Consider the following 16865-nt stretch of genomic DNA (forward strand, 5'->3'; position numbering starts at 1 on the left):
CGTTCGAAAGTTATCCAAAGGATAAATCTGTGAACAAGGCGACTAATGTCAGCCGTTAACCGAAGAATAAACGCCAGAACCAACTTTTATTTAAATCAGCCTCACAACTTTTCAACTGACGGCTATATTGTCTCGCTCGATTATCAACTTTACGGGCGACTTTAACCAACCAAGCTTTTTTCTTATAGGTTTTTCGTTTAAAACCACCCCAACCTTCATGATAATTAAGATATTGGTTATAAGCATCCCATTTGGACACTTTATTAATTTTTTGCGTTTTATAAATAAACCAGCCCATAAAATCGATAGCATCGTCAAAATCATCTCGATCAGCGCCACCATTGCCTGTTTCTTTAATATAGTCATCCCAAGTCATTGTCTTCGCTTGTGAATAGCCATAAGCGGAACTTACTCTTCCCCACGGGATAAACCCCAACAAAAAATCTCGTGGTGGTAAGGCATCTTCTTTAAAAGAACTTTCTTGATACATCATGCTCATTGGCACATGGATAGGCACGCCCCAGCGCTCGCGTGCGTCTTTCGCTGCAAAATACCAATCTCGGTGTTCATTAAATATTTCACATAAGTTTTCAGGGTTCTTAGGAGGAGGTGTTGCACAACTACTTAAGAGAAACGCACTCAAAAGCGCAACGAAAAAAGAAAGTTTGTTCATAATATTCATACATATTTTACAATAAAGTTATCATGCCAGAAATTTTGAAATTAGGTAACAAAACTCAGCAAAGAATTATAATTCTCTCAATTTTTTGAACTTTTAGACAATCCTCTCCTCTTAGTAATAAGCATTTATTTTATGTTTCCCTTAGATTGTTTTTTTAGCGCGTTCCTTTAACAAGTGACGCGCTTTTTTTTATTCAATTGAATGGGATCATTTTTCTTTAATTTATTTTGAACTTAATTGAAAACTTATACTCTTATTTAATGAGAGGTTTATTTCCCTTAGTGTTTCATGTTTTAGGCGCGTTACTTTATTAAGTTAACGCGTTTTTTTTATCTTTTTTTGTCTATTAATTTAAATAACAATTTATTTGAACTTTTCAAAAAAACACGGCTCTTATTATACGAGACTTTTATTTCCCCTTAGTGTTTCATGTTTTAGACGCGTTACTTTATTAAGTTAACGCGTTTTTTTTATCTTTTTTTTTGCCTATTAATTTAAATAACAATTTATTTGAACTTTTCAAAAAAGCACGGCTCTTATTATACGAGACTTTTATTTTCCCTTAGTGTTTCATGTTTTAGGCGCGTTACTTTATTAAGTTAACGCGTTTTTTTTATCTCAAATTTTTATTAGAAAAATACAAATAAAAGAGTTAGATAGCAAAGCGAGCTTAAAAAAGAAATGAAAAACTGAATAAATAATGAACTATTAAAAAAAGCGTCTGTCATAAATTATGAGAGCGCAAACCTCCCTGGACTGCTTTCTTACTATTACGGCGCGTTACCCTAACGCGCTTTTTTTTGCCTGCAAGTCAAGGAAACGTTAATGTAATAGAGCCATTAACGTCTACTATTTTAGACAGTTAAACTTCTTTAAAATACTCATGTATAAACGTATCAAAATCAACTTTGTCTTCTTGCTCAATTTCGGCTTGTTTTTGGTGGGATATTTCAGCCTGATCAATAAAATACTGTTGAGAATAATATTGATAGTCATTTTTTAAGGTTTCTACTCGATAGCTTTTTGCTTTCGCTAATGCAAATTGAGTCAAACTTTGTTCTTTCTCAACAACAATGGCAAGAATTTTAGCAGAAGGGGTTAAGCTTGAATCTGTCAGTTTCGCTTTTTCAATGGCGATGGCTTCACTATATTTATCGCACTGATAGGCTTTATCCAGTAATCTTGCCACTTTTTCCATATCATAAAAAAGCTCTCCTCCCCACGTTTCAATCGATTTTTCAATACCTTCATCTGATAGTAATAACTGAGGATCTCGTCCCCTCACTACCACTTCATCCATATTTTCTTCACAAATATTTTGCTTATCACAATCTAATGTCGGACTTTCCATCAATGCACAAAACGTTAAGAATATATCAAGGAAGTATATTTGCTGTTGATCAATTCCGGTATCTGCAAAAGGGTTAACATCTAACGCTCTCACTTCTATGTATTGAACGCCTCGACTTTGCAGTGCTTGAGATGGTTTCTCACCAGAATTGGCAACTTGTTTAGGGCGAATAGGTGCATAAAGTTCATTTTCGATCTGTAAAACATTACTGTTTAATTGTTGATACTTGCCATCAACTTTAATTCCTATTTTTTCAAATTCTTCTGATTTGATATTAATCGCTTCTTTTACGCCATTGAGATAACCTTCAAGGTTGTTATAACAAATATGCAAAGATGATTGTTCGCTGTTGGTATAACCTAAATCACTCATTCTAAGTGATGTGGCATGTTCAAGGTACAAATAACCACTTTTAGATTTTTTAAAGGGTAATGTTGTGGCTTTATTTTGTAAGAATGACGGACAAATAGCTGGTGAGCTGCCATACAAGTATGGGATCAACCAGCAGTAACGTTTATAGTTTCTTAAAAGCGAAAAATATCTTGCAGAAACATAATCTTGCATTTCATCATGATTATCATCTATGACTTTAAGTGTTTGCCAGAAGCTATCTGAAAACGAAAAATTAAAATGAATACCGGCAATAACTTGCATCATACTACCGTAACGGTTTTTTAAACCTTGACGATATACCGTTTTCATTTTGCCAACATTTGAGTTGCCAAATTTAGCTAGAACTATTTTATCATCGTCGTCTACGAAGCAAGGCATGCTCATCGGCCAAATTAATTCGTCATTAATTTGTGACAATGTAAATTTCTGAGTATCTCTTAGTTGAGCTATTGCCTCTTCTGGCGAATGACTTACCGGCGTAATAAATTCTAATAAACACTCTGAGTAATCTGTGGTGATATTGGGATGAGTCAGCGCTGCACCTAGGTTGTGATAGTGATCGTGCTCCGATAATCTTCCTTGAGAAAGCACTCGTAACCCTTCTCGTTCTATGCCTCTTCCAATGCCAGTTAAAGCTTGAATGTGTGTATCATCACTTAGTGTGTTGATATATTGTTGAAAAGATAATGTCAAAATAATCCTTGTTGCATGAAGCAGTTACTGATTACCTATTTAAGGGGTAATGGTTGATATTTCAATGGCCATTGAATTTTTTTATTGTGTTATTTTCTTCTAAGAATATAACTAAAATACTATCAAATACCCAGAACGATTATGCTATTGATCAATTAGACCGAACATTAATAAAATATATTTCTATCAATGTTTTCGATTGAAATTGTTTCTTACTTGTCGTTTTAACCAGTAATTTTTGCATGAGCTATTTCTAATATATAGAACATCAGGTAAAGTTTAGCGAAATAATAACGTGTAGAATTAACCTAATATGCAAGATAGTCCTTTAACCCTTTTACCTCCTGTCATTGCTATTATCATTGCTATTTGGCGAAAGAATGCATTACTCGCTTTATTTAGTGGTATGTTGCTCAGTTTTTTGATGATCGCTAATTGGCAACCTATTGCGGGCATAACCAATAGCGCTGTAGGGCTTATTCAAGTATTTTCGTCTATTGGCAATGTTTATATTGTCACCTTCAGTTTATTAATTGGTGCCCTTGTTGCGCTAATGAACCAATCCGGTGCGGTAAATGGTTTTATCGCGTTATTAGCACGGTTAAATCTTGTGAAAAATTCACGCCAAGCCGCCATACTGCCAACAGTGGTAGGTACCAGTATTTTTACTGATACGAATTTAAGTATGTTTACTGCCGGAATGGCGAGTCAAAAGTTATTTGATCAACATAATCTTAGCCGGGCTCGATTAGCTTATTTAGTTGATTCAACATGTGCTCCTATTAGCATTTTATTATTGATTAACGGTTGGGGAGCTTATGTATTAGGTTTACTCGATGGATATAGTTTTGATGATCCCGTTGGAATTTTAATTGGCACGGTAGGCTATAATTTTTACGCGATTATTGCCGTACTTATGGCTTATTACACAGCTTTTAGCGGCAGAGTATTTGGCCCTATGAAACATGCTCAATCGATTATTAATAAAGACAACACCCACCATGTTGAGCATCACGCCCCAGCAGTGATCATGTGGTTACCTTTGTTAGCCTTATTAGTTATCACATTAATCTTATTATGGATCACAGGTGATGGAGATATGCGCAGAGGCTCAGGTTCATTTTCAGTATTTTGGGCCATCGTAAGTGCGTTGATTATTTTAGTTACAATGATTAAATCATATCAACTGATGACATTTAACAGCATCTTAAATCATTCGTGGACTGGGATTAAGCATATGGCACCAGCCGTGGCAATTTTAGTGCTTTCTTTTGCTTTCGGTGATGCCATTAAAGAGTTAGGTACCGGTGTTTATGTGAGTCAATTATTGAATGTCGAAGTGCCTCAATATCTACTCGCCCCTATTTTATTTATTGCCGCAGCATTTATGGCGTTTGCTACGGGAACTTCATGGGGCACATTTGCGATTTTAATACCGATTGCAATTCCTATCGCCCAACAAACCGGTTTGCCGATTGAGTTTTTAGTCGCTGCCGTATTAGGTGGTGGTATTTTTGGTGATCATGCCTCTCCAATTTCAGATACGACAGTTGTTGCTTCAATTGCCAGTGGTTGTGATCATTTTGAACATGTGAAAACACAGTTACCCTATGCGCTTGTTGGCGGGGGAATGACGCTCATCATATATACACTCATAGGCTTCACTTTTTAATGCAGACTAAGCAAAACTATGATCTTGAAATCATTGATGAGCAAGCTGACTTTATTATTACTAATAAACCGCCGGGCGTTGGTTTTCATGACGAAGCGAATCAACAGGGTTTCTTTAATCAAATAAAATCTACATTATCTTTAGACAATTTATATCCAGTCCATCGATTAGATAAAATGACATCTGGTTTGCTCATTTTTGCTAAAAACAAAAAGGCTGCTAACCAATTTCAGCAGTTATTCGAAAGTAGAAATATCGAAAAATACTATCTTGCCATTAGTGATAAAAAACCCAGTAAAAAACAGGGCTTAATCAAAGGAGATATGGAGAAAAGTCGACGTGGCACGTGGAGACTCGCACGAAGTCAACATAACCCAGCCATCAGTCAATTTTTCAGTTTTGGTCTTACTCAAGGGAAACGCTTATTTATTGTCAAACCTTACACAGGAAAAACTCATCAAATAAGAGTTGCGCTGAACAGCTTAGGAGCCCCGATTATCGGTGATCCTAATTACTATGCAAATTCAAGCTCAGATCGTGGATATTTGCATGCCTACGCGTTAAAGTTCGTTTTAGATGAGCAGGAGTACCAGTATGTTTTACCCCCTTCAATAGGGAAAGAATTTCTTGATGAGCGCACACATCACGTTTTAACAAAAATAATCGTTCCATGGGCTTTAGCTTGGCCCAAAATCTAGAATCATAGATAAACATAAAACTGTTATTTATAAGGCCTTTTAGTCTGCTAATCATTTGTTAAACAACCAAGTTTACTTTGAAAGTAATCAATAAATGTACGCGTTTTTGCCGGTATATTTCGACTCTGAAATAATATAGTCAACTGCTGCGCCATCACATTATGTTCAACAGAAATCGCTTTAATTTTATGATTATTTTTCGCAATATAATCGGGTAATTTGACAATTCCCATACCACGCTGACAAGCCTCTAACCGCATTTCATTACTGGTAAGCACCATGGCAATATTGGGTGTGAACACTTGTACACTATTGTTGTGTCTAAATAGCCATTGCTCGCTTTCAGATGCAGTGATCGCTTTATGAATGAGCAATTCTTCAACCGTATTGTTGTTATCAGCTAATTGACTATTTTTACATGCAAAAATGGATTGAGGAAAACTTAATAAGGTTTTACCAATCCAATGTGAGGTAGGTAAAGCTTTTTCATGTAAAACAAACACTAAATCATATTGGTGATCAAATTCAGGATAGGCATCTGAATAATGATGGCAATGAATCTCAATATCAGGATATTTAAAAGCAAACTCTGTGATCAATGCACTGATCACTTTATTAAAAAACTCTAACGGCAGTAATAAACTCAATTTCCCTTTAATTTTATTTTGTTTGTCATGCACTAAACTCTCCATAACATTCAAGGCTTCAACATGTGGTTTACAGGCCTGATACAGTAATAATCCACTTTCTGTTAACTGTTGCTTTCGAGTAGTTCTTATTAATAATTGACTACCTAACTGTTGCTCTAGCTGAGCTAGACGTCGGCTTAGTTTTGATTTAGGTATTGATAACGCACGAGACGCTTTCGTTATCGAGCCTTGTTCGACAATCGTAACAAAGTATAAATAACCATTTAAAGCATCAATCAATTTTATTATCCTATTTTTGAAACAATCTTTTTCATTTAACCGGACTAATCATATGAAAGCAACCGAAATACACTACTGATCTAGATGAACAAAGTAATTAAAGGAAAAATATGAGTAAAGTTAGCGAAATTACAGCAGAGCAGTTTAATGAAGAAGTTAGTCAGCATACTGGCAAAGTTTTAGTCGATTTTTATGCTCCTTGGTGCGGACCTTGTAAAATGATAGCTCCTGTTGTAGAACAAGTAGCGAATGAGCATCAAGATATTAAAGTGGTAAAAATTGATGCGGATCAAGCACAAACACTGATGAGTCAATTTTCTATTCGAGGGATCCCTACCTTATTACTAGTAAAAGACGGGGAAGTGATTGATAGAAAAGTTGGTGCCGCTTCAGTAAAACAAGTACAAGAATTTGTTTTACAGTAAACACCAATCATAAAAAAACCAGTCATTAAATGACTGGTTTTTTTTAGGGTATTAAGTGAATTAAAGTGAATGAATAAAAACAATTAAGATAGCAGTAGGACAAATAAACTTGGTATACCACGGCCAAATTTTCCAAAACAAGCTATTTTCAACTGTTTCATTACCTTCTTGAAGTTCTTTTAAAATTTCACTTCTATGCCAAATCCAACCAACAAATACACAACACAGCATGGCAATAATAGGTTGTCCATATTCAGTAGCCAGCGTAGCAACAAAATCTAGCATCACACCGATATTACTGATAATAGCTGTACTCATTATGAAAATAAGAATACCGATAAAAGTGGTCGCTTTTTTACGTTCAACATTATGGCGTTCTACAACAAAAGAAACGGGACCTTCAAGCATAGATATAGATGAGGTTAACGCTGCAACCGACATTAAAATGAAAAATGCAAAAGCGACAAATAGCCCCATTCCCCCCATCGTTTCAAACAAACTCGGCAAAACAGTAAACACTAAGCCTGAGCCAGAAATCAAACTACCATCTTCAGCAAAGATAGCAACACCTTGCGCTTGTGCAACATACATTGCAGGAATAATCAGCAAGCCAGCTAAGAAGGCGATAGAAACATCAATTAACGTCACTTGTGCACCTAGTGTGACTAAATTTTCTTTTTTAGAGATATATGAACCATAAATCACCATAACACTGGTACCCAATGACAATGAAAAGAATGCTTGTCCCAGTGCGCTAATTAATAAATCAGGTTCTAAGACACGCGAAATATCAGGGTTTAGATAAGCATTTAACCCCTCTGTTGCACCGTCTAAGGTGAAAACATAGCCGATCAAAATGATTAACAGAGTAATAAGCAAAGGCATTAACCGCTTTGACCATTTCTCAATGCCGTCTTCAACGCCTCGTCGAATCACAAAAACCGTTAAGAACATAAAAATTGCAGTAAATAAAACATTTCTCGCTAATGATTGAGAGATCACCCAAGTGGCCGTGGTATCACTGCCAATTACTTTGGCTATGGGCTCAATGGCATAAGAAACCATCCAGCCCGCTAATATCCCGTAAAAACTAAGAATTAACGCTGCGCATATTACCCCGCCAAAGCCCACTAAAAAGGCAAAACGTTTATGGAACAAGGTCCGAGACATTTTTTGTAATGAAGTTACGGCGTTTGCTTGGCCATATCGACCAATTAATAATTCTGCCATAAACGCAGGGTAAGCTAAGCAAAAAGCTAAAACTAAATATACAAGCACAAACGCAGCACCACCATTACTTGCCGTTTGTGTTGGGAATCCCCAAATATTTCCCAGTCCAACAGCAGAACCTGCTGCTGCCATGATAAAACCAATACGAGAACTAAACTCGCCTCTTGAAGCTGCCATTGAAATTCATCTTTGTTATTATTAATATCGCCTTAATTTACTTAATCTGGCGCAAGAAAAATAGTATTTTCAACTTCTTTTCATGGTTTAATTTTTTCTACCTAAGATCAAAACGTAAAGAAGGAATTACCAAAACGATGGTTTTTCATACAAATTACAACCATTAGATTAACGTACTTAACGATATCTTTGATATAAACTATGTTCCGTCAATAATTTAACCAAACAGAATTGCAATGCTGAATATCAAGCCCTGCAAGATTTAAATGTATCCATCGACAAAAATATTCTTATTCATTATCCAACCGCCTATTATTTTTATGTAGGAAAAAATAACTCATGGTTAGCAAATGATATTTTATTAGGTTTAGAGCGCGCCATTGCCGATGGCAGTTTTAATACAATATTGAATAAACACTATGGTGAAATCGTCAGCGCGGTTCGTAAAACAAGGCGAAACGTCATTTCTTTAAAGAACCCGTATTTATCCGAAAAAACGCCCTTGTTTCGTAAAAATCTTTGGATAGACTTATACCCAGCGCCTCCACTTTAATTATTGAGTCATTTTATTTGAAAATAGAAATGTCTACCAATCATTCGTTAATTTATCGAATAAATAACAATAGATAGATTTGAAATAACTTAATTAAAGAAAGACTTATTTAGTCTTCAAAATAGCATGCTTTGCGACAAGGTTATTTATATAATAGTTAACATAACGTTAATAATATAAATCCTTGTAGATACAGAGCCTATAAATCGCGTTTATCTACGATATATTTATAGTTTTTGAGAATACCTCCTCATGTTCAAACCATTGTTATTTTGTTTTTTATACTTCATTTGTTCTTTTTCTTCATTCGCATCTGAGCCGGGTAGCATTGACTTAACCAACTCTATTTTTGGTTTCACTGCACTAAGCTTATTCGTTATCGCCTATTTACTGGTAATTGGTGAAGACTTAATTCACCTTAGAAAATCTAAACCTGTATTAGTCGCAGCAGGGATAATTTGGCTGATCATCGGCTGGATTTATACCCAAAATGGCATTCCAGATGAAGCTGAGCATGCTTTTAATCATAATCTTTTAGAGTATGCGCAACTCCTGTTATTTTTACTTGTTGCGATGACTTATATTAACTCGATGGAAGAAAGAGGCATTTTTGACCGACTTCGCATTTGGATGGTCGCAAAAGGGTTAAGCCTTAGATCGTTATTTTGGTTAACGGGTATTTTAGCTTTTGCAATTTCTTCCTTTGCCAATAACCTGACAACAGCCATGCTAATGTGTGCCATAGTTCTTAAAGTGGCGAATAAAGATAAAAAATTTATCAACATTGCATGTATAAATATCGTGATTGGCGCAAATGCTGGCGGGGTCTTCAGTCCTTTTGGCGATATAACCACCTTAATGATATGGCAAGCAGGTTTAGTTAAGTTTGAACAGTTTATCGTGTTATTTGTTCCTTCATTAGTTAACTTTTTAGTACCCGCCATTATCATGAGCTTTTTTATTTCCAACGAAAAATCAGAAGCGATACTTGATGAATCATTTCAATTAAAACGCGGAGCAAAAAGGATTGTTGCCTTATTCGTATTAACCATAGCTACAGCGGTAATGTGTCATAGCTTTGTCAATATGCCACCCGTTTTAGGTATGATGATGGGCTTAGGTTATTTGAAATTTTTTGGCTATTACTTACGATTAAGCCTACCTCGTTCACTTGACAAAAAACGTTCAAAAGCCCAAGCGAATAACGATGAAAAAGCATTGAAAATGCATGGAAATATTATCCCGTTTGATATTTTCGAAAAAGTAGCCCGTGCAGAATGGGATACGCTACTTTTCTTTTATGGCGTAGTTATGTGTGTTGGCGGTTTAGGTTTTATGGGGTACTTAAGTTTAGTTTCTGAAGCTATGTATAGCCATTGGAGCCCAACTTATGCCAACGTCGCGGTAGGCGTATTATCTGCTATTGTCGATAATATCCCTGTTGTTTTTGCGGTATTGAGTATGCATCCAACCATGGATTTACAACAATGGTTATTAGTGACTATGACCGCCGGTGTAGGTGGAAGCTTATTATCTATCGGGTCGGCATCGGGTGTTGCCTTAATGGGACAAACGAAAGGCGTGTATTCATTTCTTGGTCACCTAAAATGGTCTTGGGCAATTGTTTTAGGCTATATAGCAAGTATCGCGGTGCACTTTTTGATCAATGGCTAAAACCATAAAATTAACGCCGAGCATTAAAAAATCGGCGTTAATTTTAGTTCTCACCTTTAAATTGAGAAAACTTGACCTTACTTAATAAGTATAAGGTTTCGATGAAAAGCATGATCAATGATTTATAGATACTTAAAAGTACTCTTTATTCTACAGGCGATTATTTCTTCAAGTGAAATAAATAGCGCTGGATCTGATCATCCGCTCTTTTCAGACAATGAAAATAGTTATGCTGAGTTAGCATTTTTTACAGATATCGAAGACCCTAACTCAGAAGATGCTGATGTGATTGTATCTTCTTGGCTGAAATTTCAACAAGCCAAAAGAGTTTTTCAACAACCTCAATATCAATCACCTTTTGTTCCTCGTACCTACTTAGCGTTAAATTATACTCGCGCTCCGCCTCGTTACATTTAGTTGTTATTTACATTCAATACCCATTAATTATTTGCACTAAATTTAGCAAGAATCGAGGTCATCATGAAAAAATTACCCTTAGTCAACTTGACAGCGGTCGATAATATTTTATCGCCCAATTACAATGAAAATATCAACCTTTCCTCTTCAGCCATGTCCGTATTTACCGACTTTAAATATCAAAAAGCACAGGTTATTGAAGCGGATACTACGGCAACTCAAGCATTACAATTAATGCAAAAGTCCCATGTTCGAATGAAAGTCGCCATTTCAAATGAAGAAGATTTTTTAGGTATTATCAGTACCAATGAAATATCAGAACAAAATATTATTGCAAGACTTTCAAAAGGTATTCATCGAGATGATATTTTAGTGAAAGATTTAATGATCCCAAAATTTCAACTCCATGCTTTTGAACTGAATGATCTTGTCAACGCTACCGTAGGAGATATTGTTACAACATTGGGAAATTATAAATTAAGGCATTGTGTGGTGTTAGATAAATATAATCATCACATTCGAGGTGTTATCTCTTCAAGCGATATTGCCAGAAAACTCCAAATGAATGCTGGTAACGATAATGAATTTTCATTTAACACCATTTATGAAGAGGCATATATTCAATAATTCCGACGAAAGCCAACGATATATGTTTAATACCATTCCGTATAAAGAAGTGCTCACTTAGAACTATATGAACGACATTAGAACAAACAAAATTGATGAAGATATAGTCATTCTACATCAAGAAAATTTTGTGCAGTTATCATGGTGTTCATATGTTCCTAAAGGGCGAGTTTTAAAGGTTCATATGCTGCGTTATTGATTTTGATAAGGGAATAACCATTCTCTGCAATCAAAGCCTTGCCTCTGAACCTTTAAATTCTCGCTAAGCGATCACTTACTTATACGGATTGGTATAAAGCGCACACAACATTATGCGCTTTACACATGATCTAACAGGAAAACAATTGGGATAAAGCACCAGTAAATATATACCCTGTCGCCTTAATCGTTAACGTAATAAATGTAAAAAATGCAGATGTTTATGGTATTGATCAATAATGTTATTGATCACCGCATCTTTCGACCAGCCCATAATGTCATAATCTTGTCCACCTTCGACTAAATGAACTTCTACTCGATAATAACTTTGTTCATCATCATCGTCTTCTACAACAAAGTCAGGCTGCGAATACTTTTGAGCGATCACTTGGTAAATAAACGTTTGTTCTTCACCATGTTCAATCGTTAAACTCAAACCGTTTTCATCTGATATTTTTACCTTGATTTGGTTTGCTTGTAATTCTTTTGCAACCAAATCAAAAGCCGGAGCAACCGTTTGACTAATAAACTTATTTACATTGGCTTTATTAGGGTAATCAACAACACTCTTTAAGCGCATTTGCCAACTATTATTATGCTCATTAGTCGTATGTGGTATTGCCGTTAATTGTTGACTCTCTTGTTTACACGCTTCTACCCTTAATGCTTTGATTAAACCAATAATGGCGAGTATTAATACAATTGCAAAAGGTAAAGCACTCGCGATGGTCATAGTTTGCAAGGCATTAAGCCCGCCTACTAACAACAAAATGGCTGCCACTATTCCAATGCCAACCGCCCAATAAACACGCTGCCACAATGGTGTATCGTTTTTTCCGTGCGAACAAAGCATATCAACTACCATGGCCCCTGAATCACAGGAAGTTACAAAGAAAATCACTATCATTAACACACTAAAAAATGACAGTACGGAAGTTAACGGGAAGTTTTCAAGAAAGACAAATAACGCTACGGACGTGTCTTTACTAACCATCTCACCCAGTTCAGCCACACCTTGATTATAAACAAGATCGATTGCACTATTTCCAAATACTGTCATCCAAAATAAGGTAAACACGGTAGGTATCAGCATCACCCCCACAATAAACTCTTTTATCGTGCGACCTCGAGAAATTCTCGCAATGAATAAGCCAACAAAAGGTGCCCAAGCAAGCCACCAACCCCAATAAAATATAGTCCAACCACCTATCCAATTCGTTTTTTTATAGGCAAATAAATTAAAGGTGTTGTGAACAATATCTGCCAAGTATTCACCAATGTTTTGCAAATATGCTTGCAATAAAAACACGGTAGGGCCAACAATAAAAACAAGTAATAACAAAATCACCGCTAAAACCATATTGGCTTCTGATAATCTTCTTACCCCTTTATCTAAACCTGTTGCAACAGAGATAACCGCCAACAAGGTTATCGTTGCCATGATCACGATTTGATTAGGGATAGAAACATCAATATCAAATAAATAACTAAAACCCGCATTCACTTGTGAAGCGCCTAAACCAAGTGAAGTAGCCACACCAAAAACAGTACTTACCACGGCAAAAATGTCCACTAAATGCCCCGGCCATTGATAAATTCGTTCTCCAATTAACGGGTATAAAGCTGAGCGTAATGTTAACGGTAAATTATGACGATAGCTAAAATATGCCAATACTAGAGCCACTATCGCGTAGATAGCCCATGCATGAAGTCCCCAATGAAAAAAGGTCATTTTCATGGCTTCTTGCACTGCCGCCACTGTACCTGTTTCAGCAGTAGGTGGTGACAAATAATGCATAAGCGGCTCTGCTACACCGAAAAACATTAGTCCTATGCCCATACCTGCAGCAAACAACATTGAAAGCCAGGTTAGCAGTGAATAATCGGGAATCGCATGATCAGGGCCTAAGCGAATGTCTCCATAACGGGAGAAGCCTAAAAAAATAACGAAAAAGAAAATAAACGCTACGGTCAGTACATAAAACCAACTGCCATTATCAACAATACTTTTTTGCATAAAGTTGAATAACAACTGTGCCTGACTAGGTAAAAAAGTAGTAAATATAAGCAGTGCAATAATAACGGAAGAGGCACTGACAAATACTTTCTTATTTAATTGGCTATTGGCGGCTACAGACAAAGCATTTCCCTTAATTTAATTTGAATTGATATTATATATCGATAAAGCGCCATGTAAACATTCAAGCACATAAACAAATAGAGCATTACTGGTTTATCAAAAAAAACCAATAAAGCCAAGCTTTTGAATAAATTCACTTATATTGCTAAACTACAGAAAACAACAAATATAGTTAGAACTCTAACAGTATTTACTAAAACTGAAGATATAATTATTAGGGATAAATAATATGAAATTCACTAAGCTACACTGCGCAGTTTTAACTGCAATAGCGGCGTCGAGCTCTCTCAGTGCTGAAGAAGTCACAAAAAAAGCCAAATCAGCGATTGAAGTCATCGAAGTAACGGCGACAAAACGAGCCGAATCCATTCAAGAAGTGCCTGTTACCGTGACCGCGATAACCGGTGATAGTTTGGAAAAGCTTGGCGTAGCCAATTTTGATGAGTATGTTGAGTTTTTACCTAGCGTGTCTTTTCAGGGTACAGGCCCTGGACAAAATGAAATAATCATGCGCGGCGCGGCAACAAACCAAACGAATATTTCCGTATCTTCAGTGCAAGCATTACAACCATCCGTGGCTTTTTACTTGGATGAGCAACCCGTTTCCATGCAAGGTCGTAATTTAGATGTGTACGCAACTGACGTTGAACGTGTTGAGGTACTTCCTGGTCCGCAAGGTACGCTCTTTGGTGCAAGTTCTCAGTCAGGTACAGTACGTTTAATCACGAATAAACCCACTCATGATGGCTTTGCTGCCGGTTTTGATACTAGCATTAGCAGCACGAAAGGCGGCGACATGAGTAACTCTGTTGAAGCTTATTTTAATATGTCTTTATCAGATGATATTGCGGTACGTGTTGCCGCCTATAATGATCATGCGGGTGGTTGGATTGATAACATTCTCAATGTTCCTGGCGAAGGTGGCTATATTGGGAGTGCCGTTGTTGTAGATAGAATTTCTGCAGGTTGGGGCAAGTTAGCCGATCCTGAAAATACGCCAATAGTATCTCCCAAAAATGATCATTTAGTGGAAGAAAACTTTAATACCACCAATTATGCGGGTGCACGTTTCGGTTTATCTTATTTAATCAATGATGAATGGGAATTGCTTGTACAGCACACGCAACAATCTCTCGATACTGAAGGGGTATTTGCTTATGATCCAAACCTTGAAGGTGAGGAATCAACCAATCGTTTTCAACCTGAAAATAACAATGACGACTTTGGTTTAACCACTTGGACATTAGAAGGACGCCTTGAGCAACTCGATATTGTTTATACCGGTGGCTATTTAGATAGAGATATTAACTCAACGATTGATTACACGGGTTATACCAATGGCGGCTTATTTGCTACTTATTACCTTTGTAATTATGCAGCAGCACCTGAAGTTCAAGAATGTCTTGATCCGACAAAATATTATAAAGAAGAGACCAGTGCATCACGTATCACGCATGAATTACGGGCAAACACTTCATCTGAAAACCGCTGGCGTGTTACAGCCGGTATCTTTTATGACTCACAAGAATTATCTACCGTTGGTCAATTTAATATCGCGAATACGGATTTACCTCTTTTTACTAACTTACAACGCACACTGCCAGGGAATGAAGGTATTAACAGTGATGGAGGGCCATTCTCATCCGAAGTTAGCTTCATTAATGATGTCACTCACACCATTGATCAAATCGCGGTCTTTGGTCAATTTGAGTTCGACTTAACCGATACAGTCACCGCCAGCTTTGGTGCGCGTTGGTATCAAATAGATGACATTTATAAAGGCTCAACTTCTACCGTAGATGTAAGTGGTCGATTACGTGCTTTTGGTGACGGTAGTGACGCCGCATTAACTGAATTTTTTGGTGCTGATGAAGCCGCGGCAATACAAGCGGCGATTGCCAGTGGTCAGTTAGAGACTAGCTTACTTGGTGATAACGGTGTTCTGACGGTAGATGATACTATTATTAAAGCATCGATTGACTGGAAAGTAACAGAAGATGTCATGGTATTTGCGTCTTACTCAGAAGGTTTTAGACCACCGGTTACTAACCGAGTTGGTGGTGGCTCAGCCACGTCTCAAGAAGGTGCATTTGAAGGCTTTCGCATACCTGTCTACTCAACGACGGATAGCTTAGATAATATTGAATTTGGCATTAAATCAAGCTTATTCGATCAAACGCTACGCTTTAATGCTACCGCCTATTATTCAGAAATATCTGACTTACAAACCTCGCGATTTGACCCTACCAATATCAGCTTCTTAGTATTTACCGATAATGTCGGTGATGCAGAAATTAGAGGGATTGACGGTGACTTTACTTGGGCTGCAACAGATAACTTAATGATATCGGGGGCATTTAGCTGGATTGATACCGAACTGACTTCAGTCAATGATGAACTCGTCGGTATTGCACCACCAGTGGGTAGTCGCTTACCTTTTACCGCTGAATTTTCAGGGAATTTACAAGCAAATTACTATTACCCTATCAAAGGAGATATGTCGGGCTATATCAACGGTTCTATCAGTTATACTGGCGATAGATTAACGGGTATGACCATGAATGCTAATGTGGTAGAAGATGCCAGTCATTTAATTTATGGCACAGGCTCCGGTTTAAGTATTGAGAATGAAGCGAATGTCTATTCAGGCGTTAATTACCAAGACCGCAATGGCAATACCTACAAAGGCGGTCGATATGTGGCAGATAGTTACATTTTGGCCAATTTAAGCTTTGGCGTAACAAATGATGAATGGAAAGCAGAGCTTTTTATCGATAACTTAACCGATGAACATGCCATTTTAAATATTGATACGCAACAATTTACCCCGAAAGTTGTAACGAATAGACCTCGTACTATTGGCTTTAGGTTCTCTTACGATTATTATTAAATCGTCGAAACGCTAACAGCAATTATAGCGAGTAAACAAAAGCCGTTTGATGTCTGTATCAAGCGGCTTTTTATTGTTAAAGTATTTTCTCTAAAAATGTCCACGTTAAAACGTAA

Annotated in this window: 12 protein-coding genes; 7 read left to right on the top strand and 5 right to left on the bottom strand. The window is 36.8% G+C overall.

What is annotated here, in order from left to right; genetic code table 11:
• Positions 1 to 55 precede the first annotated feature (55 nt).
• Both ABXH06_RS01810 and gshA read right to left on the bottom strand, forming a co-directional pair.
• Positions 56 to 673 (bottom strand): transglycosylase SLT domain-containing protein, encoded by a 618-nt coding sequence (locus tag ABXH06_RS01810; protein WP_311578326.1) that lies wholly within the window; start codon positions 671 to 673, stop codon positions 56 to 58.
• Between the two features lie 871 nt (positions 674 to 1544).
• Positions 1545 to 3119, bottom strand: coding sequence for a glutamate--cysteine ligase (gene gshA / locus ABXH06_RS01815; protein ID WP_353517077.1), 1575 nt, complete (start codon positions 3117 to 3119; stop codon positions 1545 to 1547).
• 313 nt (positions 3120 to 3432) lie between these two features.
• On the opposite strand from gshA, the gene ABXH06_RS01820 reads away from it, so the two are divergent.
• The gene (locus tag ABXH06_RS01820; RefSeq protein WP_311578334.1) at positions 3433 to 4791 is read left to right on the top strand and encodes a Na+/H+ antiporter NhaC family protein; all 1359 of its coding nucleotides are present in this window, start codon (positions 3433 to 3435) and stop codon (positions 4789 to 4791) included.
• Positions 4791 to 5489, top strand: coding sequence for a TIGR01621 family pseudouridine synthase (locus ABXH06_RS01825; RefSeq protein WP_353517078.1), 699 nt, complete (start codon positions 4791 to 4793; stop codon positions 5487 to 5489). Before ABXH06_RS01820 ends, ABXH06_RS01825 begins: the two co-directional genes overlap by 1 nt.
• Positions 5490 to 5536: 47 nt before the next feature.
• Here ABXH06_RS01825 and ABXH06_RS01830 read toward each other — a convergent pair whose 3' ends face one another.
• The gene (locus ABXH06_RS01830; protein WP_353517079.1) at positions 5537 to 6418 is read right to left on the bottom strand and encodes a LysR family transcriptional regulator; all 882 of its coding nucleotides are present in this window, start codon (positions 6416 to 6418) and stop codon (positions 5537 to 5539) included.
• Between the two features lie 110 nt (positions 6419 to 6528).
• Between ABXH06_RS01830 and trxA the strand changes: the two genes are divergently transcribed.
• Entirely contained in the window at positions 6529 to 6843 is a 315-nt protein-coding gene (trxA, locus tag ABXH06_RS01835; RefSeq protein WP_353517080.1) for a thioredoxin, read from the top strand.
• 60 nt (positions 6844 to 6903) lie between these two features.
• Here trxA and ABXH06_RS01840 read toward each other — a convergent pair whose 3' ends face one another.
• Entirely contained in the window at positions 6904 to 8250 is a 1347-nt protein-coding gene (locus tag ABXH06_RS01840) for a sodium-dependent transporter (RefSeq protein ID WP_311578342.1), read from the bottom strand.
• An 805-nt stretch (positions 8251 to 9055) separates the two neighbouring features.
• Between ABXH06_RS01840 and nhaD the strand changes: the two genes are divergently transcribed.
• From nhaD to ABXH06_RS01855, 3 genes are all read left to right on the top strand, one after another.
• Complete coding sequence (gene nhaD, locus ABXH06_RS01845) at positions 9056 to 10477, top strand: sodium:proton antiporter NhaD (protein WP_311578345.1); 1422 nt, start codon at positions 9056 to 9058, stop codon at positions 10475 to 10477.
• A gap of 117 nt (positions 10478 to 10594) precedes the next feature.
• Positions 10595 to 10894, top strand: a complete 300-nt coding sequence (locus tag ABXH06_RS01850; protein ID WP_311578348.1) for a hypothetical protein — start codon at positions 10595 to 10597, stop codon at positions 10892 to 10894.
• Positions 10895 to 10957: 63 nt separating this feature from the next.
• Entirely contained in the window at positions 10958 to 11521 is a 564-nt protein-coding gene (locus tag ABXH06_RS01855; protein WP_311578351.1) for a CBS domain-containing protein, read from the top strand.
• Between the two features lie 388 nt (positions 11522 to 11909).
• Here ABXH06_RS01855 and ABXH06_RS01860 read toward each other — a convergent pair whose 3' ends face one another.
• Complete coding sequence (locus ABXH06_RS01860; protein ID WP_311578354.1) at positions 11910 to 13859, bottom strand: BCCT family transporter; 1950 nt, start codon at positions 13857 to 13859, stop codon at positions 11910 to 11912.
• A 229-nt stretch (positions 13860 to 14088) separates the two neighbouring features.
• Between ABXH06_RS01860 and ABXH06_RS01865 the strand changes: the two genes are divergently transcribed.
• Positions 14089 to 16749, top strand: coding sequence for a TonB-dependent receptor (locus ABXH06_RS01865; RefSeq protein WP_353517081.1), 2661 nt, complete (start codon positions 14089 to 14091; stop codon positions 16747 to 16749).
• Positions 16750 to 16865 lie beyond the last annotated feature (116 nt).

This window comes from Thalassotalea sp. SU-HH00458 (assembly GCF_040362795.1).
In the GTDB taxonomy this organism is placed as follows: domain Bacteria; phylum Pseudomonadota; class Gammaproteobacteria; order Enterobacterales; family Alteromonadaceae; genus Thalassotalea_H; species Thalassotalea_H castellviae.

Bases quoted from the DNA above. Each gene is read 5' to 3' on its own strand.
- ABXH06_RS01820 (WP_311578334.1), top strand. From the start codon at position 3,433: ATGCAAGATAGTCCTTTAACCCTTTTACCTCCTGTCATTGCTATTATC.
- trxA (WP_353517080.1), top strand. From the start codon at position 6,529: ATGAGTAAAGTTAGCGAAATTACAGCAGAGCAGTTTAATGAAGAAGTT.
- ABXH06_RS01855 (WP_311578351.1), top strand. From the start codon at position 10,958: ATGAAAAAATTACCCTTAGTCAACTTGACAGCGGTCGATAATATTTTA.
- nhaD (WP_311578345.1), top strand. From the start codon at position 9,056: ATGTTCAAACCATTGTTATTTTGTTTTTTATACTTCATTTGTTCTTTT.
- ABXH06_RS01810 (WP_311578326.1), bottom strand. From the start codon at position 673: ATGAACAAACTTTCTTTTTTCGTTGCGCTTTTGAGTGCGTTTCTCTTA.
- ABXH06_RS01840 (WP_311578342.1), bottom strand. From the start codon at position 8,250: ATGGCAGCTTCAAGAGGCGAGTTTAGTTCTCGTATTGGTTTTATCATG.
- ABXH06_RS01825 (WP_353517078.1), top strand. From the start codon at position 4,791: ATGCAGACTAAGCAAAACTATGATCTTGAAATCATTGATGAGCAAGCT.
- ABXH06_RS01850 (WP_311578348.1), top strand. From the start codon at position 10,595: ATGATTTATAGATACTTAAAAGTACTCTTTATTCTACAGGCGATTATT.
- ABXH06_RS01865 (WP_353517081.1), top strand. From the start codon at position 14,089: ATGAAATTCACTAAGCTACACTGCGCAGTTTTAACTGCAATAGCGGCG.